This window comes from Perspicuibacillus lycopersici (assembly GCF_025660475.1).
Lineage (GTDB): Bacteria > Bacillota > Bacilli > Bacillales > Caldibacillaceae > Perspicuibacillus > Perspicuibacillus lycopersici.
Window position 1 is genome coordinate 343563 of sequence record NZ_JAOUSF010000003.1, and the last position, 21275, is coordinate 364837.

Sequence of the window (21275 nt, forward strand, 5' to 3'; positions counted from 1 at the left end):
AACTATTCACCACACGGATTTGTTGCTACTACCTTTTGGCCATAGCTCCGAGCATTTGTCATGTCATTTGCATTATCGATAAAGAAAATACCAGGTTCTGCAGAATAAGTTGCACAAATATTGATTAAGTTCCAAAGCTCTTTCGCACGTACACTACGGTATGTACGTACTTTATAACCCATTTTTTCCCATTCACGAACATCGCCAACTTCATGCCATTTCTCATTGTATTCTTTCATTTCCTCAGGAGTATAGCTTTCAATAGCAGGGAATTTCAATTCAAAATAATCATCATTTTCTACAGCTTCCATGAATTCCTTTGTTAAACAAACAGAAATATTCGCACCTGTTAAAAACTCTTTATTATGAACGTCATATGTTCCGCCATCCTGAAGTTTTGCTTCTGCATCTTTAATAATTTTATCTGTAAAGCCGCCAAATCCTGGAATATGCTTGAAATTTACAATTCCTTGATACATTGTTTTTTCTTGTTCTGTCAATGGAGTAAATTTTAACTTTTCATTTGCTAATCGGATGATTTGTTCATCTTTAGAATTTTCTAGTAAGAATCGAAGAATTCTTGGGTTTTGCATTTTAGAAATAATGAATTCTACAATATCTGGATGTGTAATGGATAACATTATCATTTGAGCCAGTTCGTTTCGTTGACTCGTTACATCAACTCTCTAAGTCTCCTTAGAGCTCAGACCATATCTCACACTCTACACTCGAGTGTCCTCGCGCTTCGGAATCACTTGATTCCTACTCTACTCGCTTCCGTATTATACGTGCTTTCGATGGTCGTTGAACCTTCTCCCTATTCCTTTGGAACGTAGGAGCTTGGCTGCTGATTGTCTTTTTCATGCCAATGATTTTCAAACATTCGCACCTACTTTTTCAAGTTATGCTGTAGTTCATTTGCATGTCTCATGTCCATTTTTTCATTTACATGATTTAAGATTTTCCAGCAATTCACGAGGTATTTATAGACGGGCACCACTAATAACTATACCGCGTCTTGATCCACCTTGTTCTACAAGATGAGTCAGCTTTGCAATATCGTCTAACCAAGATACGGAGCCACTTGATTTACCATTGACACCTCTTGCAAGAGTATTGCGAGGTCGTAATGTGGAACCATTAGTTCCAACTCCTCCGCCACGACTCATAATTTCCATTACTTGTTTCCGATGCTCGGAAATTCCTTCACGAGAGTCTTGAACAAAAGGCATTACATAACAATTGAAGAAGGTAACTTCGGTTTCAGAACCTGCCCCGTAAAGCACACGGCCCGCAGGAACAAAATTCAAGTTTACTAGCTCATAATAGAATTTTTCAAATGCTTCCTGCTGTTTCTCAATTGTTGTCTCCACTTTCGCAAGTCCGGTGGCATTCCGTTTCGCAATTTGTTCATAATAAATTTCCAGCGGTTTTTCAATCACATCTAACGAACGTATAATTTTTCCGCTTTCCACTTCTTCTGGATTATCTAACGCTCCACGATACTCCTCTTCTACAAGTACAGTGGCTTTTTTTGTATCCCAATCAATATTCTCAATATACCCTAGGCCTCTTGCAGGAAATTTCGGATCCTCTTTTATCGTTAATACGACAAAATCGCCATTGGTTAATGTCATTTTCTCTGTATCTTTAAAGGAATATCTATCTAACATTACAAGTCTTGATACACCTTTAAAGGTTATATGCATATCCTCTGTGATGGGATGTACTTGAGGAAATAATCGAATGGATTCATTCAAACGATTCATGTCAATATTCATTTTTTCTTTTACAACAATGGTCATTTACCCATCTCCTTTTCTCTACTAACTTTTCAACCAATCTATCATGGTTGTCTAGTTGCGCTAAAAATATTTTACTCTACAGAAACTATTAATTCAATATGTAGTATGTAAAAATAATATTAAATCTATATATTGTGTTTTTCTGCATATAACTAGAAAATTGTCAAGGGAAATTTGTACTAAAAAGAGAAATTTGTCTAAAATTGACGAAGTTTATTAGGTTTGTAAGGGAATAGAATAAGAGGAATTAAAAGAAACACATGTACCATTTTAACAAATAATTTATTTATAAAAAAAAGAAATGCTTCGATAAAAATCGACAAAATTCTACAAATATGAATAACCTTATGAAAAATGATGAAGAAATATATCATTCCCTATCATTTTCCTTTGCGCTTTTCCAATTTCATTTATATAATAATAATGCACATGTTTGTGGAAAGGGGAACCATCTATGTATATATTACTAGTCGTAATCGTAGCAGTTATTGCTTATACTTTATTCAATTACTTCTATCAAAAGAAAGTTGTTAAAACATTAACACAAGAAGAATTTATCGAAGGGTATCGTAAAGCCCAATTAATTGATGTAAGAGAACCGAACGAATTTGATGCAGGACATATTTTAGGTGCTAGAAATATTCCGTTAACTCAAATGAAAATGAGATTAAAGGAAATTCGTCCAGATAAGCCTGTATATTTGTATTGCCAAAACAATACTAGAAGTGGTAGGGCAGCACAAATGTTATACCGTAAAGGATATAAACAGATCTACCAATTAAAAGGTGGATTTAAAAAATGGACTGGTAAAATAAAAACAAAATAATCGAATGGACTTTTCAAAAAGAGAAGAGGGGCTACAATTTTTACGTTGCCCCTCTTCCTTTTTTGTTTATTCGTATTTATGCTTTTTGGTAGCGCAGAATCGGCTTACGAGCTGCCTGCGTTTCATCTAACCTTTTAATAACAGTTGTATGTGGTGCCTCTTGTACCACTTCAGGTGTTTCTTCTGCTTCTTTTGCAATTTGAATCATCACATTGATAAAGGAATCTAATGTCTCTTTCGATTCCGTTTCAGTTGGTTCAATCATCATACATTCCTCTACATTTAATGGGAAGTAGATTGTAGGTGGATGGAATCCAAAATCTAACAGTCTTTTCGCAATATCAAGCGTACGAACCCCTAATTTCTTTTGTCTTCTACCACTAATAACAAACTCATGCTTACAATGGCGATCATATGGTAAATCATAGAATGGTGCAAGTCTTCTCATCATATAGTTTGCATTTAATACTGCATTTTCGGTAACTTGCTTTAATCCATCTGGACCCATCGTACGAATATACGTATATGCACGAACATTTATACCAAAATTCCCATAGAACGGTTTAACTCTACCAATTGATTGGGGACGGTTGTAATCAAATGTATAGCCATTGTCCGTTTTTGTCAGTACTGGTGTAGGTAAAAATGGCAGTAAGTCCTTTTTCACACCAACTGGACCGCTACCTGGGCCACCACCGCCGTGTGGACCTGTAAATGTTTTGTGTAGGTTTAAATGAACAACATCAAAGCCCATATCTCCTGGTCGAGCTTTTGATAAAACTGCGTTTAAATTTGCACCGTCATAGTACAGCTTCCCACCGGCTGCATGGACGATTTCTGCCATCTCCACTATGTTCTCTTCAAATAGCCCTAATGTATTTGGATTTGTTAACATTAATGCAGCGGTATCTGGACCAACCACTTTCTTCAAATCATCAATATCTACTAGACCAAATTCATTTGATTTTACAGTAATTGTTTCAAATCCTGCAACAGATGCTGATGCTGGGTTTGTTCCATGTGCAGAATCTGGGATTATTACTTTCGTCCGTAATGTATCTCCGTTCGCCTCATGGTACGCACGGATCATCATTAATCCGGTCCACTCTCCATGTGCTCCGGCAGCAGGCTGTAGGGTTACCTCATCCATACCGGTTATTTCTTTTAATTGCTGTTGCAAATCATACATAAGCTCCATTGATCCTTGAATGGTACGTTCATCTTGAAGGGGATGTATATGGGCAAACCCTGGAATCCGTGCAACAACTTCATTAACTTTTGGATTGTATTTCATTGTACATGATCCTAGCGGATAAAATCCCGAATCAACGCCATGATTTCTTTTCGATAATGCAGTGTAATGGCGCATAATATCTAGCTCTGAAACCTCTGGCAATGCTGCATCTTCCGTACGAATATATTCACTAGGAATAAGCTCCGCTAATTCTACCTCTGGTACATCTTTTTCTGGTAGGGAATAGCCAATTCTTCCTTCTTTACTAATTTCAAAAATAAGTGGCAATTCTTGATTATGCATGATAAGCCCCCATTTCTTCAACAAATTGATCAATTTCTTCTTTTGTACGTATTTCCGTAACACAAACTAGCATATGGTTGTTTAGTTCCGGATACACACGTTGTAAATCAAAACCAGCTATGATCCCTTGCTCTAATAAATGATTAGCAATTTCTTTCATTGGTTGCTTAGTTTTTACTACAAATTCATTAAATGATGGGCCATCAAATACAATTTCGAAACCCTTTTGCTTCAGTAATTGTTTCGCATAATTCGCTTTTTGAATATTGGCAATTGCCATTTCCTTAATCCCTTGTTTCCCTAACGCGGTCATGGCAACACTTGCAGCTAGTGCATTTAATGCCTGATTGGAACAAATATTAGAGGTAGCCTTATCACGGCGGATATGTTGTTCCCGTGCTTGTAAGGTTAAAACAAATCCTCGTTTCCCATCCTCATCCGATGTTTGTCCTACTAATCTACCAGGAATTTTTCTCATTAATTTATTTGTAACGGCAAAGAATCCACAATGTGGTCCTCCGAAGGATTGGGGAATACCAAATGGCTGTGCATCACCGGTTACAATATCTGCACCAAGTGCTCCTGGAGGTGTTAATATCCCTAATGCAACCGGATTACTTGAAACAATAAATAATGATTTATGCTCGTGAATTATCGGTTCCAACTCTTTTAATGATTCAATTTGCCCAAAGAAATTTGGATATTGCACAATAACAGCAGCAATCGAATCATCCATCATTTCTGTTAAAGCGGTAATGTCTGTCATCCCATTTTTATGTGGGATTTGGATTACTTCAATTCCTTGACCCTTTCCATATGTGTCAACAACTTGTTTATATTCTGGATGGACGGTTTCTGAGATTAACACTTTTTTTCTTTTGGTTTGTGCTGCAGCTAACAATCCTGCCTCTGCAAGAGCTGTTCCGCCGTCATACATGGAAGAGTTAGCGACATCCATTCCTGTTAATTCACAAATCATGGATTGGAATTCAAAGATTGCTTGTAGCTCCCCTTGCGATATTTCTGGCTGATATGGTGTATATGCTGTATAAAATTCAGATCTAGATAAAACAGCATCTACGATCGATGGAATATAATGATCATACACCCCTGCACCTAGAAAACTAGTATATGATTTAACATCCGCGTTTTTCTTTGCTAAATTAGTTAGTTCCTTTAATAGTGCCGTTTCAGATTTGGCTTCTTTAATTTGTAAACGTCCATTAAAACGAACACTTTCTGGAATATCTGAAAAGAGCTCCTCCACAGATGTAACTCCGATGGCATCGAGCATTTCCTTCTTATCTTGCTCTGTCATTGGTAAATAACGAAACGTCATTTTAATTCCCCGCTTTCCCATATCCATATATTTTGCTTTTTTTTATTTATTTTTTTTATAAAAAGGAGTAGCAACTACTTTTCCTTTTAAATGTTTGCCACGAATTTCTACGAATATTTCCGTACCTAGTTCCGTGAAGGAAGCTTGTAATAATGCATGACCAATATTTTTCTTGTAGGTTGGTGATTGAGTACCAGAGGTGACAAACCCAATTTCTTCGCCATCCTTGAATACTTTATAGCCATGTCGCGGAATACCTCTATCAATCATTTCAATACCGACAAGTTTTCGAGTAGGTCCGTTTTCCTTTTGGTCCTGCAAAATATCTTTCCCTAAGAAAAAGGAAGGCTTATTACTTTTTACTGCAAAGCTTACTCCAGCTTCGATTGGAGTAATCTCACGAGATAGTTCTTGACCATATAATGGTAGCCCTGCTTCAAAGCGAAGTGTATCTCTTGCACCTAATCCACAAGGTAAAATTCCTTCATTTTTTCCAGCTGCAAGTATTTCATTCCATAAATATGGGGCATCTGCTGCTTGTAAATAAATTTCAAAACCATCCTCCCCGGTATATCCAGTACGAGAAACGAGGGCAGAAACTTTTCCTAATTGTACATCTGTTTGAAAGCTGAAAAAGGAGATTTCTGAAAGATCTGTATTGTTTGCTATTTTTTGTAAAATTGTTTGTGCTAATGGACCTTGGATTGCTAGTTGTGCATATTGTGGAGAAACATTTTCAATCGTTACTTCTTCCATTTGATGCTGCTTTAACCAGGCAAAATCTTTATCTGTATTGGAAGCATTTACGACAAGTAGGTATGAATTTTCCTCTAATCGATACACCAGCAGATCATCGACGGTACCACCATCCTCATAGCACATAATCGTATACTGTGCTCTACCAATTTTGATTTTTGATACATCATTTGTCAGCATTTTTTGTAGATAGTTTTCTGCATTCGTACCTGATACCATGATTTCTCCCATGTGGGATACATCAAATAGTCCTGCTTTCGTTCGAACGGCTTCATGTTCTTCTTTAATGCTCGAGAATTGTACTGGCAATTCCCAGCCACCAAAATCAACTGTTTTGGCACCCCACTCTTTGTACGTATCAAATAATGGCGTTCGTTTTAAATCTGTCATCGCAAGCTCCCCTTTCTAGATAATCGCAATAAGTTTCCTATTCTGTTCGATTTTTTGCTTGTGTGAAACAATTAATTTTACAAGGCCTTTTTTAGTCATTCGGTTGATTTAGGAGTAGTCCCTAGACCGAATACAATATTTCTAATCACATGAAAAACAACGAGTCTTTAAAAAGTAGCCCTTTCAATAAAACCTTTTAACATATGGCTGACAAGCATAAAAAAGGACAGAAAGACTCATCTTTGCAAATGAGTTCTCTGTCCTGTAACCTGAAAGTTTTCTTAAAAATACATAGGAAACCGAGGAATAAACGATTCTTCTTATTCTTTGGATAATGTCCAATGTATTTAAAAGATTTCCCCTTTGGTGGCCCGATATATGAGCGCTCTCCAGAGTTGCGTCCGACATGAGTCTTTTTGCCTGAGAGATTCACATTAATGCTTGCTCCTTCGGCGCTACATAGGTAGTCTCTCCCCAAGTCATCATCCGCTACATATTTTTCTAAAAAATGGTCATACTAATTTTACGATTGTAATCAAGTCTTAAAAATCACTATTTTTATAATTATTACAATAACCTCATCGTATCATCTAATAGGTAATTTTAGCAACCATTTCTTCGTGATAAAGGAGATGTTTTTATGAGTGTTTCCATCCATTTCGATACATCGTGGCAAGAGCCTTTTTTAAAAAGATTGGAAGACGATGGACCATGGTCAAATAGACAATTATATAATCTCGCGATCGAAGTGGAAAAACATCTTTTGATTCCGGAATTTGAAGGTTTGCAGGCACCTAAATTTTTGCCCCAGCTAAAGCCACTGCCACACCAACTTGATGCTGCACAACAAGTTATTGAAAATATGAATGGGAAAGCAATTTTAGCCGATGAGGTAGGTTTAGGAAAAACGATTGAAGCAGGATTAATTTTAAAAGAATATATGATTCGTGGACTTGTTAAAAAGGTACTTATTCTTGTCCCTGCATCTCTCGTATCGCAATGGGTGATGGAGTTAAATAGTAAATTCCATATTCCCGCAATTGCCTACAAAAAATCATATAGCTGGGAAAGTATCGATGTTGTTGTTTCCTCCCTAGATACTGCAAAAAAGAGTCCACATAAGGAGGCTATTCTCGAACAAAGCTATGATTTTATTATTATTGATGAAGCACATAAACTAAAAAATCATAAAACAAAAAACTATGAGTTTGTACAAAATTTAAAAAAGAAATTTTGTTTACTTTTAACTGCAACTCCAATTCAAAATAAAATTGAGGAAATCTTTAACTTAGTATCCTTACTCAAACCGGGTCACCTCGGAAGATACGAGGACTTTTTAGATGCATATAAGAAGGATAAGGATAAACTGAATGATCTTCATTTAAAAGAATTAGTAAACAAAGTTATGATCCGAAATAGAAGACAAGATACAAAGATTGAATGGACAAAACGCAAAGTAGAAACAGTATTAATTGATTTTACACCAGAGGAACGAGCATTGTATGACCTATTCACCTCCTATCATACTAATAGCGAATCCTTCTTAAGTAATTCATTTGCTCTACTTACATTGCAACGCGAAGCTTGTAGTAGTCGAGAGGCAGTTTATTACACCATTAAAAATATGCTAGAAAAGAAAGAAGAATCCTCTCCACTGTTTGAACAGTTTGTTGAAAAGGTAATGGAGAAAGTAAATAATATTACGGTTAATTCCAAAGCAAAAAAAGCAGTTGAATTAATTCAATCGATAAATGATAAAGTAATTATTTTTACGGAATATCGTGCAACCCAACTGTATTTACAATGGTTTTTAAAGCAGCACGGGATTACATCTGTTCCGTTCCGAGGCGGCTTTAAACGCGGGAAAAAGGATTGGATGAAGGAATTATTCCAAAATCATGCCCAAGTATTCATTGCAACCGAAGCTGGTGGTGAGGGTATCAACCTCCAATTTTGTAATCATATTATTAATTTTGATTTACCATGGAATCCGATGCGTCTAGAGCAAAGAATTGGACGGGTGCACCGACTAGGACAGGAAAAGGATGTTCACATCTATAATTTCGCAACAAAGAACACAGTAGAAGAGCATATATTGAAACTGCTTTATGAAAAAATTGACTTATTCGAACGAGTGATTGGCGAGCTCGATGATATTTTAACGAAGTTGGATTTTGGTAAAATGGAAGATCACTTAATCGATATTTTTGGGCACTCCATGTCCGAAGGGGAAATGCGAATTAAAATGGAAAATCTATCATCGATGATTGAATTTGCTCAATCAGTAAAGGAGAATGATTATCGTGAAGCAGCAGGAGATTCACTCCTTTCTTAACCAATTTTTCACTGCCAATGATTGTGAAATTGAAAACCACCCTGGTCAATATTTATCGGTTCAATTAACAATCGATATGGACAAGGCATTAATGAATCGTCCGTTCTATTGGCATTATGTCGAAAAGACCGGTGGTGTTCCGAATCCACAAAAGCTTACATTAATAACGGATTACGAGAAAGCAAAGGAAATTAAAGGAGAGTTGATTCATTTTGGGTCCCCTCGCCTCCATCAAATTTTTGCAATTTCAAAAAGACTCGGGGGGTTTATTCGATTATTTGAGGATCAACATGCATCCATATCGTCGAATATACCATTAATCCCATGGCTCTGTATCAATATGAAAATTAGCTATTGCTGTGATCGCAAGAAGGACTCCTTTCGGTCCATAGGCTTAAATTTAATTAATGGGGCAATGGCAGAAAATTTTCAAGACCAATTAAATAGCTTTCAAAATCAATTAGTCGCAAAAATTCCAGATTTTTGCTTTACACTATCCCCATTAATTAAGCCGCAAAGTGGGCTGCGTCGTATTGAGCAATATATAACGAATGATATTGAAAAGGATGATCATTCTTGGGCAGACGAAGCTCGTAAACGATGGCAAGAGGACGAAAAATTACTTAATCACTTTTATGAAGATATGGAGGAAAAGCCAGAGAGCTATTACAGCGAAAAAGAAGCATTACAGGAACAATATGAACCTAAAATTACCGTTTCGATTATTAATGGGGGGATATTTTATTTAGCAAAGCAACGAGAGATTGCGACATTAGCGCCAACCTCTCTTTATAAACCGTCCAATCGAATGCCGATAAAAAAAGGTTGAAAAGCAACTTAACTTTTCAACCTTTTTATTTCCGTTTTTTATGCTTCATCATTTTAAAAGCTTCTTTCACAGCATATGGCATGATGCCGAAATATTTATAGACACGTGGTTCCTGCAGTTGTTTTTTTTCATATTTTAGTTGTTTACGTTCTTCCTTCGGCTTATCAAAATGCTCGACTACCGTTTGCGTTATAAACTTCACATATTCGTTTGTTTTCATAGGTAAAAGCATCCTTTCTATAAGTAAAGTTAGAAAACTAGGCTTTACTAATAGATTTTCCGCTTTTTTATGAATTTAACCGTAGCACACCAAAAATTTTTCATTTTTACTATATACGATAATTTATAGCTCCTGCCAAGCGATAATTTCCTGATGAATGGGATTCCAAATAATTTGCACCAAGTATTCTCCTTCATTCCATGTGTTACATTGAAATTGTACGGTTACTTGTTGCTCTGACTCCTCCATCACTTTATACGATACAACTCCAACATCAAACGTAAATACTTCTTCTTTCATTAATGGATAGTCTGCTATTTTTTCAAATTGGTGGATGCCAGTATATAGAAGGGATTCTAATTGATCCATTGTCTTCGAATTCTCAAAATATTGTTTTTCCACTTCATATTTGCTAACGGATTGTAAAATTATGATGGAAAATAATAGTAGGATGAAAAGTGAGAATGGCAACAAGTAGCCATCCTCATTCCGAAAATTCCTTCGTTTTATATTTCGGCAAATAAATAATTGCCGAATATGTTTTTGCATTGTCTCGTTCAATCGAAATTTTAATCGCTTTTTGGAGTGCTTTAAATTGAACGGCGTACGTATTGTACAGTAACACTTCATGACCTTCTCCATCCACCTGCCTTCTTAATAAATTCCCGTATTTTTCATATTTAATAACCTTTTGTCCAGCATATAAAAACAAACGACCCGACGAAAGATATAAACGATCACTATTACGTATTTCTCTTTTTGCTTGTTGAATGAAATTATCCCATTCCATTTGTTCTCGAATTTCACTAGTATATGAATGGTAACGTAGCATTGGTGTTGTAGTTGCAATGAACATTGTAATGAGTGTAAATAAAAACAGGGAGAGGATTAATTCTAAAAATGTATATCCATGTTCATTTTTCCGCAATGGTGCGACAAATCCTTTTTTCTTTCTTTATCCATCCTTGATAGCGGACGCATATTCCTCTTATCTCCTCCATCTCCCTTTCAATTTCAACGAAAAACTTTATCGTACCCTCTCCCTCTATTACAGTATCCAAAGGCTCTTTTAAATACCATTTTGCAATTTGAGTAGTCAAAATATGATTTGCCTCATTTTCTAAAAGTAATGCTTTTCTGCTTATCGTTAAATGAAAGAATGCTGGAATAAGTGAGCAAAGGATAGTTAGCCAAACAAAAAGGGAAAGTAACATTTCTAAATAAATACTCCCCGCTTGTCTATTTAATTGCACTTTATTCCTCAAAAATTTCAAATCTCCCCCTTCCAATACTGAAGGTTAATCGATAGATCTTCCCCTCAATTTTTATATATAGACTGCCGAATTTACTTATGTTTCCATCCCTTTTAAAATAAAAGCTATTCATGTCTCCGCGGTAAATTTCTACGTTTTCTGGAAGTGTACGCCGAATGAGGATTGAACCCCCAATTTCCGTTACATCATACATTCGATTGCTCGCTCGATATTGAAAGGCTACCGTTGTTCTTTTACTCATGGCATAGCTTTGGGCAAAATACAAATCTTCTTCCAATTGGCCAAAAAAATGCTCACGTCCGATTGTATTTTGTAAAGAGATAAATAAAGGTGGCAAAATCGACAAAAAGAAAATAACGATGGAAAAGACTACTAACACCTCAAGTAAGGTGTAGCCCATTTCCGTAGGAAATTTTTTCTTATCCATTTCGATTAACTTTCTGTTTCTTTCACAGCATTTCCATCTTCGTCAATAATGATTTTTGTTCCATCTGGACAAATGGGAGCTTCTTTTAAATAATCACCATCGGTAAGATCTGTTATTGATTCGGGCTTTTTACTATGGTCAATCCAATAGGCTTGAACTTCACCTTGTACCATATTAATCAATCCTTCGCAGCCTTTTTCGCTAATGCTTGCATGCTGGGATGTAACATTTGGAATAGTAATCAATAATAAAATGGAAATGACGAATAATACAATCATCATTTCTATTAATGTGAACGCAGCTTGCTCCTTTATTTTTTTGATAGCAACATGTGCAACTTTACTATCTTTCATCTCCATTAATATGAATCTTTTATTATTTTTCTTCTTTCCTTTCTTCATGAGTTTCCTCCATTTCCTTGCTATATTTTGTTAATCATTTGAAACGATGGCATCATGATAGACATGTATAAAACGATTAGCCAAACAGCTAGTAATGTAAAAATTAACGGTTGGATAATGTTAATCAGCTTCTCAATCCGCTCAGAAAACTGTTGAAAGCAAATTTCACTATATGTCTTTAACTCGATATCGAGCTTTCCACTTAATTGTCCATGTAAAACAACAATCGCTAATTCTTTTTGCCATAATGGGATTCTTTTAACTGCTGAATAGAGTGATTCTCCATTTAATAAATCTGCATTAATTTGATTAATAGCTTCGTATAAATACTTTTTCTTCGGGTCTTTACTTATAAACTTCAATGCATCATGTAATGAAATTCCATTGGTCAATAATTGACTAATTTGAAAGGAGATATAATACGTATGCCATAACCGATAGATTGGACCAAACATTGGTATTTTTGCAAAAAGGCACTGAAGTTCATATGGGGATTTTTTTTCTTTAAAAATAGTAAAGGAGACAAGGTAAATAGCAGTGATCACCAACAATACAAGGAGGATGAGCACTGGATGATTTCTCTGCCAAACCATGAAGCGAATGAACATGCTAGGTTCCGTTTGAAAAGAATTGTACAATTGAAGAAATTGGGGAAGCAGTTTCCATTGAATGACGAAAAATAGAACCGCGGTAAACATTAACAAAAACAATGGATAAGCTAATAAATTTTTTAACCTTCCTTCGTCATTTTCTCGTTTTTGTAAAAGCTCCCCTGTAGTTTTTAAAGAAAATGCAAGTTGACCATTTTCCTCTCCATAATAAACGAAGCTTACCGCTGTCGGATGGAATTTAAGATTGGATAGTACTTTATAGAAGCGTTCTCCTGTCTTAAGCTGTTCCACACCAGTTGTTAAAGCAGAACTTTTCTCCTTATCCAACTGAATAATCATGAAGTCAATCGCTTCACTCAATGTATAACCTTGTTGTAATAGCAAGCCGAGTCGTTGAAACAATAATGCCTGCTCATGTATACTCCAACGTCTCTTGCGCACTATCTAACACCCATCTTTCATATTCTGTTTCTTTAATAAAACCAAGTGCTATTCCTTTCGATATTACTTGCTTTAACGTTGGATATTTCCTCTGCATCGTATATCCTTTTAATTCCATTAATGCCTCTTGAAGCGCACTTCCATATAAAATTTCATAAACAGCTGCCCGATTTTCCTTATGATGAGAACAATAAATAGGACAGTCCTCCGATAAACAATACGGACAGAGTACCTCTACTAGTCGTTGGGCGGTGATAGCTACAAGTGTTTGCTCCATTTCACTCCAATTCACACCAAATTCCATAAGACGATATAATGCCCCCTTCGCATTTCTCGTATGCATTGTCGTTAATACTAAATGTCCTGTCAACGAAGCCCGCACTGCAATCTTTGCGGTTTCACTATCACGGATTTCTCCAACCATAATGATATCAGGGTCATGTCGTAAAATTGCTTTTAAGCCTGTACTGTACGTAATACCTGCCTTTTCATTCACTTGGACTTGTAGTAGATCTTCGCTACTCTTTTCTACTGGATCCTCTAATGTAATCACATTTCGGCCATGAAATTTGGTGGAATGTTGCAGTAACGAATATAAGGTGGTAGTTTTCCCAGACCCGGTCGGTCCAGTAAATATAATTAATCCATGGGAAAACTTAATCATCGATAATAATATTCTAGTAGATTTAGGAAATAGCGATAGGCGGTGAAACGGAATATAATCTTCCTGCGGTAAAATACGGATTACTAAGCTTTCGGAATACGTAGATGGTAATGTGGATAAGCGCAAACCAATTATTTGCTTATCTACTTCTATGGAAAACGATCCATTTTGTGGTCTTCGCTTTTCTCCAATATCCATCGAAGCTTGGAATTTTAAATAAGAAATTAATCGCTCAGATTCTTCTAGTGTTAAATTAATTTTTGGAATAAGTTTATAGGTTAGACGAAAAAGAACTTGGGAATGTTCTGCCTTAGGGAGGATATGAATATCTGTTGCACGGGAGACTACTGCCTGCTTTATTATTGTTTCAGCCATGTTTTCAATAGTGGAAGACACTACATAAACCACACTCCTTTATGCTCTACTTCTATATATTAAATATTCGACGCATATAGATAAACTCCTTCTCCTCCGATAATTTTTTTAATCATTGGTTGATAGGTCACTGTAAGTTTGTGAAAATGTGAACAAATTCCAACAATCCCCTACATATCAACATTTATACTCCTTCTCGTACTATAATATAGTAAAACAGGTAAACGAGGTGAATATAGTGGAACAAGAACTAACATTAAAAATTACAAATGTATTAGCTGATCCTACTAGATATTCAATTTATCAATATGTAAGCAATAACCATCGTAATGTATCCGTACAAGACATAGCAGAGGAATTTCATATCCATCCAAATGTTGCCCGACTACATTTATCAAAATTAGAGGATGTCGGGATGCTCCGTAGTGAAAATCAAAAAACTGGTAAAGGTGGAAGACCTAGTCGACTGTATCGCCTATCTGATGAAGTAGTTGAACTAAACTTCCCATTTCGCGATTATCGTTTATTAGCAAAAATCGCGCTTGAAACGATGGTCTGTTTAGGTCCAGCTGCGTCCAATGCATTATATGAAACTGGAAAACGCTACGGCTTGGAAATTATGGGAAACCTGTTAGTAAAACGTAATATCAATAAAGACCAGCTTAGCTTTAACCAAAAAGTGGAGCTGCTAAAAACAAGTTCTTCTATGCTTGGTTTAAATCCAGATATTTATATTAAGGAAGATAATCACAAGCTATTCTTTCAAATATTTAACTGTCCATTTAAAGAAGTCGCTAGCCAGCAGAAAGACATTACCTGCGACCTACATATTGCATTTTTAAAGGGGCTTGTGGAAGCGTTATTTGATAATCCATTTATTTTAACAAACGTCCAAAATATGATGGACGGGTGCCTTTCCTGTGCATATCACCTAAATATTTCGAATTAATTGATGGAAATGTTTACATTTGTATATACTATTATTATAATGATGGTAGATGTATTTCAAATCAACAAAGGGGGTAATACATAGTGGATCGGATGTTTCGAGTCTTATCCTTTTGGACAGCTATTTTTAGTGTCATGTTTTTTGTGGGTGGAGAGGAATTAAATGTTTTAGCATTGTTATTTTTAGCGCAAACAGGATTTTTCTTATTACTTGGCTATTTACGTTTATCAGAAAGAATGTATATGTATATTTTTGGTGCATATTTAACCATCTTTTTCGTAGGTTTCACCTACTATACAACATTCCATATGACTCCTGGCGTTAGCCATTAATAAAGCGAAATAGAGTTTATCAGACGACGACCGTACCATTTTCGGTTGTCGTCTTTACTTTATATGAAACTTTTTTATTCGTTTTTCGTACTACTAGAAGAGAAGTTAAGAGAAAGTAGGGATACCATGGCAAATAGTGCATTAGAGGTACAAGCATTAAGCAAACGAATTGGCAATAAACTGATTGTTGACGGGGTTAGCTTTCAAATTCAAAAGGGAGAAATTTTTGGCTTACTTGGTCCAAATGGTGCTGGTAAAACAACAATTATTCGAATGATTGTAAGCTTAATCAATCGAACTGGTGGTAAAGTTTTTATCGATGGCACTGACATTGATAGCAATTTTTCAGAGGCAATGAATAAACTTGGAGCAATCGTAGAAAATCCTGAATTTTATAAATACATGACCGGGTACCAAAATTTAAAACATTATGCCCGCATGTCTCTATCTCCAATCTCTCAGGAAAGAATTGATGAGATTGTTAAATTAGTTGATTTAGAAAACGCAATTCATCAGAAGGTGAAAACTTATTCCCTTGGAATGAGACAAAGACTAGGTGTTGCTCAAGCCTTATTACATAACCCTTCCATAATTATATTAGATGAGCCTACGAATGGTTTGGATCCTCAAGGCATTCGAGAGTTCCGTCAGCATCTTCGTACACTTGCGGACCAAGGAATTGCTGTGTTAATATCCAGCCATTTGCTTTCAGAAATCGAATTAATGTGTGATCGTTATGTCATAATCGAAAAAGGAAAGCTAATCCACTCTGCTTCTATTCATGAGGGCAATGATGTGGAACAAGAACAACTAAGAGAAGTTATATTTACCGTAAATAGTTCAGAAACAGCAATAAAATTATTAAAGAACCTTTCCATTTCCAATGTTGTGAAAAAAAGTGAACAGAGTATTATGCTAATGCTCCCGTATGAGGAAATTGCAAAAATTAATGCGCACCTTGTAAAAAACGAAATTGCTATTTCCGAAATTACCGTAACAAGAAAAACATTAGAGGATCGATTTATAGAAATTACGAATCAGCAAGAAGAAATGGCGGTGAAATAAAATGATAAAATTAATTAAAAATGAATGGATTAAAATATTTGCAAGAAAATCTTCCTATGTATACCTTATCTTACTAGTTGTTTTCCTTTTCATTGGGGCATTTGCTTACGATAAACTATTCCATGTGATTGGCGGAGCAATGACTGAAGTAGCAGCAGATGGCAGTAGTACTGCTACAGAGGAGCAGCCATCCGTTTGGAATTTTTTAAATACCGTTGTGCTTGGCATTACATCCTTTGTTACCTTATTTAGTGTTATTGTCGTAAGTCAAAATATATCTGCGGAATTTGGTGATGGAACGATTAAGCAACTGTTAATTCGTCCGTATAAACGCTGGAAAATATTATTATCCAAATACTTTGCAGTAAATCTTTATTCTCTTCTATTGCTTATCGGACTAGTTGCTTTTGGGTTTATAATTGGTAGCATCTTCTTTGGAACGGGTGGTTTTCATAAGGAAATTGTTACTGGTGGCTTGTTCTCTGATGCCGTAAAAACAACAACGGAAGGTGGACAATTCATTCAAACGTTCATCTATTATTTACCTGGCTTAATTTTGATTAATACGATATCTTTTATGCTGTCCACACTATTTAAAAATCAAGCATTAGCTGTAGGTGTCGGGATATTTGTATTATTTATTAGCTCCACTTTATCAGGTATTTTCACCATGTTACTTGACCGATACGAATGGTTTAAATATTTAATTTTTCCTAACTTAGATTTAACCATTTATACCTATGACGATACGGTCAATGGAATGACTGTTGGATTTTCCTTTACTGTAATGGTCGTATACTATTTATTATTTATGATTATTACTTTTTATTCTTTTCAAAAGAGAGATATTGTTGCATGAGGCTCGAATTATCGAGCCTCTCAGGCTGTTGACAAACGCTCGCTTTCTTCGCGTTGCTTCGCCTTATCCGGTGCTCATTACCTACTATGTATTCAATCTGCGGTCTTTTTAGAATAAGTAATAATCTATACAAAAACTGCCTTTGTAAATTACGCTCTCAAAAATGGATTACTTTGCTTTTCTCTAGCAATGGTTGTTTTTGGACCATGTCCTGGTAAAACAATTGTTTCTTCTGGTAAAGCGAATAATGTTTCTTTAATAGTGGAGAGTAATTGCTGCTGATTTCCCCCAGGTAAATCTGTTCTACCAATTCCCCCATAAAATAAAGCATCTCCTGAAACAATAAATTGCACAGCTTCTACATAATAGGAAACACTTCCTGGTGAATGACCAGGAGTTTCAAATATTGTGAAGGAAAACTCGTCAATCGTTAATTTTCCAGCACCAGATATTTCAAAGTCTGCTGGTTTTATTTGCATTGGTTCATCTGGGAAAAAGAAAGTCGATGCATTCAATGAGGAATTTGATAGCCAGTCTCTTTCCTTTTTATGAATATATACTGGTATGCTATATTTCTCGCGCAAAAAATCTACTGCCCCGATATGATCAAAATGTCCATGTGTTAAAAGAATTGCGATAGGTCGTAAGCCTTTTTCTTGAAGGATCTGTGCAAGCTTCTCCCCTTCTGCACCTGGATCAATGATAATGCATTTTGAATCAATGGATAAACAATAACAATTCGTTTGCACCCTACCTAAGGGAATTTGTTCCCATTTCATACTTCTCACTCCTAATTTTTTATAAATTATATTTTACAGAAGATAATAAAATTAACAAATCATATGCAAAAATGACAAAGGAGTTCCCCTCGTATAGATGACAAACACTCGACAAATATTAGAAAAACCGCTAAAATAATAATGGGATGAATTTTCTAATACTTAAGGTAAATGTGTAAATTGACTACATACAAGGGGGCATAATAATGGGTACTGTTATTATCACTGGCTTAATTACGATTTTGGCTTTATTTGCTATAGTTTCTTGCTTAAAAAATAAAAATTTCCTCGGATTAGTTTTATCCATTGCAACAGTTGGTGTTTTTGGATTCTTTACGGTAATGACGATCATATTTCAAGGGTTTCCAGAGGCATAAACAAAGAGACAGCTACTTAAAAATAGTAGCTGTCTCTTTGTTATTAATACTTACTTAAAAAGGAGAAATTCCTTCATTTCTTTATCATGAACTAGTACGATTTGCTCCAATTGATAACCAACTAAACAATATTTCCCGTCAGGTGAGCAACTTAAAGGTGCATTATCAATCGATTCCATAATCACCTCTGATTGTTCATTAGCTATATTTCTCGCTACTAATCGGAATCCTCCTGCATATTCATCAGATAGTCCACTCGTATTTGGTTCAATTACCATAAAGGTAGTTTCTGTTGGAACCCAATCGAAATAAGGGATTTGCCAGCCAGAATATTTCCGTAAATGAGGAATTTCGAAAGTGTATAGTGGGTGAAGTTCACTATCAAGAAATTGAAATTCAGCTGAATCCTCATCTTCTTCACTTACACTAATAGTCATCATTACATTTTTCCAGCTGAATAAGTGGTAAAATTGTTTATTAGGAAATAATTCTTCTTCTCTATCCCCTTTTCTTACAACAGGAGCTGTCGTACTTGGACTATCAGTATCCCAATTTAAATATACGAAATCTGTATCATTTAGCCAGAGAATAAATGGTTGCGGGAATTGCATTTGTTGCATTTCCTTTTCATCTGTATTCAAAAGGAATGTAGCAAAAGACCAATCTTGATAAAAGGCAGTTACGATAAGCTTTGATTCATCATTCCCATTCCACTCGTAAGAAATTTCCGCTGATTCGATCGTTGTTTCGTAAATACTTTCCCACGTATCTAATTGATAAATATTTATTTGCGCCTCGTAAGCACTAGGTGCAGTATGAATTAATAATTGCTCCTTGGCTGGACTTATTTCTGCAGTAATGATTGACTGTGCTAGAGATAAGCGCTCCAGCTTTTCTCCAGTTTTTACATTATAAGATGAGACAACAGACTTTCCATCAATAGATTCATATAATAGAATTTCTTCATTATTTAACCAGCCAATAATAAAACGAAACGACTGTTGATCTACTTCTAGTGGCATAAATGTCGTGCTATTTTCCATCGCTGGACTCTTTTGGAGATTGTTTGCCACCTCTGGTCTGCTGCCATGTAGGGTAATGGATCGCTGCTTCTCTTCTAATTGGCCAGTTTGACAACCAGTTAATAGGATGATAAAAATACACAACGTCATCCATAATCTTGTATTTCTCATTGATCCATTACCTCTCCCTCATTTTTTGTATATATATATTAGACGGTTAAATTACAAAAATGTTTCATTTATTTCAATATTTATTAGCTTTTGTTAAATAACTAGAATAATACGAAACTTTTCGTTCTCCTGTATTGCATTTTCAATAAAATAGAGCAAAAGAAAAAGCCAAAATAGGCTTTTTCTTTTTAACATCTATCAATAATAGCACTTATTAATAAAAATGGAAGTAAAAGAAATCGTGTACAATAAATTTTTTTGATGTCTTAATTTCCTTATAAATATAAAGCTACGAGAAAAACCCCGAGCATTTCTTCGTAAATCGCTGGAAATTGTTCTATCGGTAAAGGATTTACTCCGGTACCTAACTCAAATGTAAAACCAGGACGCTGATATATATAAATAAACCAATCTTTATAGCCAGCATGACTATCTATATATTGAACAGGTAAGTAGCCGCTTACCCTTGCAAATTCACTAGCTAAAGCGGTAGATTCAGGCGGCTCTAATCCTTCATATCCCCAATAAAATTCCCTTCCCTGTGTATGAAGTGCTAATACACTTTCAAATTGCTTCTTTTGTGCAAGTGCTGCCATTGCAATCGCCTCTGGTTCTGTCAGTGGTGCATCACCAGGAAAGTCTCTTGGCGCTGGACTCTTCGGCTCTTTTCGCTCTTTTTCAATTTCCCAGTTAGCTGGGTATTGATTATTTAAATCCACGCCACGAATATTTGCCTTCCATGCAGAAAAATCATCACTACCATTATTAATTGCGAGCACTTCTGCTTTTCTTTCTTCTGGTGGTCCATTCAGGACAAGATCGACTCCATCTGGATTTACCATCGGGACAATGGATAATGTATGTTTATTATATAGTGGTAGCGAAAAAACACCGCGAATTGGTGTTCCATTTACTAAAGAAAGTCCATAATCATTAATAAATTGCATGATTACAGGTGTCGTAATCCATTCATTTGCATGAAAGGAACCATTAACATGTATTACCCCCTCCCCTCTTCCTAATTCTATTTCGTATAGTGGTTTTCCTAGTACACTATTGCCAACAATGTTTAATTGTAAAAATGGATAAAGGTCTACCAACTGCTGGATATCATTCTCCAGCTGTTGAAAATCATAATCCATGTTCCCATTTACTATTCGTTCGACTATGCGAACAGGTATGACAATTTGCTGATTAATAGACAAAAGATTGGGGGCGATGCTCGGATTCATAATCAACAACGCCTCTAACGGAAGATTTCTACTTTGTGCAATCATCCATAATGTATCATTTTCTTTTACCGAATAATTTTCTGCTATATAACCCGGGATATTAATTTCTTGGCCAATTTGTAAGGATGTTGGTGTTACACCTGGATTAGAGTCTTCTATTAAAACTAATGGAATTTGAAATATTTGGCTATACGTCCAAAAGGAATCTCCTTTTCTTACTCGAACTCTCATAAATTTCCTCCTAATCCACTCGTTTATC

Annotated in this window: 22 protein-coding genes, 2 pseudogenes and 2 riboswitches; of the genes and pseudogenes, 8 read left to right on the plus strand and 16 right to left on the minus strand. The window is 35.6% G+C overall.

Features of this window, described 5'->3' with window-relative positions; all coding sequences use genetic code 11:
* Positions 1 to 11: 11 nt before the first annotated feature.
* Positions 12 to 653 (minus strand): annotated as a pseudogene (locus OEV98_RS09770) (vitamin B12-dependent ribonucleotide reductase); the annotation flags it as partial.
* Positions 654 to 1010: 357 nt separating this feature from the next.
* Positions 1011 to 1805: pseudogene (locus OEV98_RS09775) on the minus strand (ribonucleotide reductase N-terminal alpha domain-containing protein); the annotation flags it as partial.
* A gap of 454 nt (positions 1806 to 2259) precedes the next feature.
* Between OEV98_RS09775 and OEV98_RS09780 the strand changes: the two are divergent.
* The gene (locus tag OEV98_RS09780) at positions 2260 to 2631 is read left to right on the plus strand and encodes a rhodanese-like domain-containing protein (protein ID WP_263073087.1); all 372 of its coding nucleotides are present in this window, start codon (positions 2260 to 2262) and stop codon (positions 2629 to 2631) included.
* 76 nt (positions 2632 to 2707) lie between these two features.
* Here OEV98_RS09780 and gcvPB read toward each other — a convergent pair whose 3' ends face one another.
* Genes gcvPB through gcvT form a run of 3 tightly spaced genes read right to left on the minus strand, consistent with a single transcriptional unit; the run spans position 2708 to position 6653 of the window.
* On the minus strand, positions 2708 to 4168 hold the full coding sequence (gene gcvPB / locus OEV98_RS09785) for an aminomethyl-transferring glycine dehydrogenase subunit GcvPB (RefSeq protein WP_263073088.1): 1461 nt from the start codon (positions 4166 to 4168) through the stop codon (positions 2708 to 2710).
* Positions 4161 to 5507 (minus strand): aminomethyl-transferring glycine dehydrogenase subunit GcvPA, encoded by a 1347-nt coding sequence (gcvPA, locus tag OEV98_RS09790; RefSeq protein ID WP_263073089.1) that lies wholly within the window; start codon positions 5505 to 5507, stop codon positions 4161 to 4163. Before gcvPA ends, gcvPB begins: the two co-directional genes overlap by 8 nt.
* 42 nt (positions 5508 to 5549) lie before the next feature.
* A complete protein-coding gene (gene gcvT, locus OEV98_RS09795) occupies positions 5550 to 6653 on the minus strand; it encodes a glycine cleavage system aminomethyltransferase GcvT (RefSeq protein ID WP_263073090.1) in 1104 nt (367 codons plus the stop codon).
* Positions 6654 to 6908: 255 nt separating this feature from the next.
* Positions 6909 to 7048, minus strand: a riboswitch (glycine riboswitch).
* Between the two features lie 3 nt (positions 7049 to 7051).
* A riboswitch (glycine riboswitch) is annotated at positions 7052 to 7139 on the minus strand.
* A 154-nt stretch (positions 7140 to 7293) separates the two neighbouring features.
* On the opposite strand from gcvT, the gene OEV98_RS09800 reads away from it, so the two are divergent.
* A complete protein-coding gene (locus OEV98_RS09800) occupies positions 7294 to 8988 on the plus strand; it encodes a DEAD/DEAH box helicase (RefSeq protein ID WP_263073091.1) in 1695 nt (564 codons plus the stop codon).
* Positions 8957 to 9817 (plus strand): YqhG family protein, encoded by an 861-nt coding sequence (locus OEV98_RS09805; RefSeq protein WP_263073092.1) that lies wholly within the window; start codon positions 8957 to 8959, stop codon positions 9815 to 9817. The genes OEV98_RS09800 and OEV98_RS09805 overlap by 32 nt, the downstream gene beginning before the upstream one ends.
* A 25-nt stretch (positions 9818 to 9842) precedes the next feature.
* On the opposite strand, the gene OEV98_RS09810 is transcribed toward OEV98_RS09805, so the two are convergent.
* The 8 genes from OEV98_RS09810 to comGA all read right to left on the minus strand — a co-directional run bounded on the left by OEV98_RS09810 (position 9843) and on the right by comGA (position 14251).
* Positions 9843 to 10037, minus strand: coding sequence for a YqzE family protein (locus OEV98_RS09810; protein WP_263073093.1), 195 nt, complete (start codon positions 10035 to 10037; stop codon positions 9843 to 9845).
* A 123-nt stretch (positions 10038 to 10160) separates the two neighbouring features.
* A complete protein-coding gene (gene comGG / locus OEV98_RS09815; protein ID WP_263073095.1) occupies positions 10161 to 10508 on the minus strand; it encodes a competence type IV pilus minor pilin ComGG in 348 nt (115 codons plus the stop codon).
* A gap of 13 nt (positions 10509 to 10521) precedes the next feature.
* Positions 10522 to 10965 carry a competence type IV pilus minor pilin ComGF gene (gene comGF, locus OEV98_RS09820; RefSeq protein ID WP_263073096.1) on the minus strand — a complete coding sequence of 148 codons (444 nt, stop codon included), beginning with the start codon at positions 10963 to 10965 and terminating at the stop codon, positions 10522 to 10524.
* The gene (locus OEV98_RS09825; protein WP_263073097.1) at positions 10952 to 11302 is read right to left on the minus strand and encodes a hypothetical protein; all 351 of its coding nucleotides are present in this window, start codon (positions 11300 to 11302) and stop codon (positions 10952 to 10954) included. Before OEV98_RS09825 ends, comGF begins: the two co-directional genes overlap by 14 nt.
* A complete protein-coding gene (gene comGD, locus OEV98_RS09830; RefSeq protein ID WP_263073098.1) occupies positions 11292 to 11738 on the minus strand; it encodes a competence type IV pilus minor pilin ComGD in 447 nt (148 codons plus the stop codon). The genes OEV98_RS09825 and comGD overlap by 11 nt, the downstream gene beginning before the upstream one ends.
* A 5-nt stretch (positions 11739 to 11743) precedes the next feature.
* On the minus strand, positions 11744 to 12061 hold the full coding sequence (comGC, locus tag OEV98_RS09835; protein ID WP_317633812.1) for a competence type IV pilus major pilin ComGC: 318 nt from the start codon (positions 12059 to 12061) through the stop codon (positions 11744 to 11746).
* 98 nt (positions 12062 to 12159) lie between these two features.
* Complete coding sequence (comGB, locus tag OEV98_RS09840; RefSeq protein WP_263073099.1) at positions 12160 to 13191, minus strand: competence type IV pilus assembly protein ComGB; 1032 nt, start codon at positions 13189 to 13191, stop codon at positions 12160 to 12162.
* Entirely contained in the window at positions 13163 to 14251 is a 1089-nt protein-coding gene (gene comGA / locus OEV98_RS09845) for a competence type IV pilus ATPase ComGA (protein ID WP_456107219.1), read from the minus strand. The genes comGB and comGA overlap by 29 nt, the downstream gene beginning before the upstream one ends.
* Positions 14252 to 14468: 217 nt before the next feature.
* Here comGA and OEV98_RS09850 point away from each other — a divergent pair, with 217 nt between their 5' ends.
* From OEV98_RS09850 to OEV98_RS09865, 4 genes are all read left to right on the plus strand, one after another.
* A complete protein-coding gene (locus tag OEV98_RS09850) occupies positions 14469 to 15179 on the plus strand; it encodes a helix-turn-helix transcriptional regulator (RefSeq protein WP_263073101.1) in 711 nt (236 codons plus the stop codon).
* Between the two features lie 83 nt (positions 15180 to 15262).
* Complete coding sequence (locus OEV98_RS09855; RefSeq protein ID WP_263073102.1) at positions 15263 to 15511, plus strand: DUF2626 domain-containing protein; 249 nt, start codon at positions 15263 to 15265, stop codon at positions 15509 to 15511.
* A gap of 126 nt (positions 15512 to 15637) precedes the next feature.
* On the plus strand, positions 15638 to 16576 hold the full coding sequence (locus OEV98_RS09860) for an ABC transporter ATP-binding protein (protein WP_263073103.1): 939 nt from the start codon (positions 15638 to 15640) through the stop codon (positions 16574 to 16576).
* Between the two features lies 1 nt (position 16577).
* Complete coding sequence (locus OEV98_RS09865) at positions 16578 to 17435, plus strand: ABC transporter permease (protein ID WP_263073104.1); 858 nt, start codon at positions 16578 to 16580, stop codon at positions 17433 to 17435.
* 149 nt (positions 17436 to 17584) lie between these two features.
* Here the strand turns inward: OEV98_RS09865 and OEV98_RS09870 are convergent, their stop codons facing one another.
* Positions 17585 to 18214: an MBL fold metallo-hydrolase gene (locus OEV98_RS09870; protein WP_263073105.1), complete on the minus strand. Its 630-nt coding sequence runs from the start codon at positions 18212 to 18214 to the stop codon at positions 17585 to 17587.
* A 206-nt stretch (positions 18215 to 18420) separates the two neighbouring features.
* On the opposite strand from OEV98_RS09870, the gene OEV98_RS09875 reads away from it, so the two are divergent.
* On the plus strand, positions 18421 to 18591 hold the full coding sequence (locus OEV98_RS09875; protein ID WP_263073106.1) for a DUF2759 domain-containing protein: 171 nt from the start codon (positions 18421 to 18423) through the stop codon (positions 18589 to 18591).
* 50 nt (positions 18592 to 18641) lie between these two features.
* On the opposite strand, the gene OEV98_RS09880 is transcribed toward OEV98_RS09875, so the two are convergent.
* The gene (locus tag OEV98_RS09880; RefSeq protein WP_263073107.1) at positions 18642 to 19784 is read right to left on the minus strand and encodes a YqgU-like beta propeller domain-containing protein; all 1143 of its coding nucleotides are present in this window, start codon (positions 19782 to 19784) and stop codon (positions 18642 to 18644) included.
* Positions 19785 to 20059: 275 nt separating this feature from the next.
* Positions 20060 to 21247 (minus strand): M14 family metallopeptidase, encoded by a 1188-nt coding sequence (locus OEV98_RS09885; protein WP_263073108.1) that lies wholly within the window; start codon positions 21245 to 21247, stop codon positions 20060 to 20062.
* Positions 21248 to 21275: the final 28 nt, after the last annotated feature.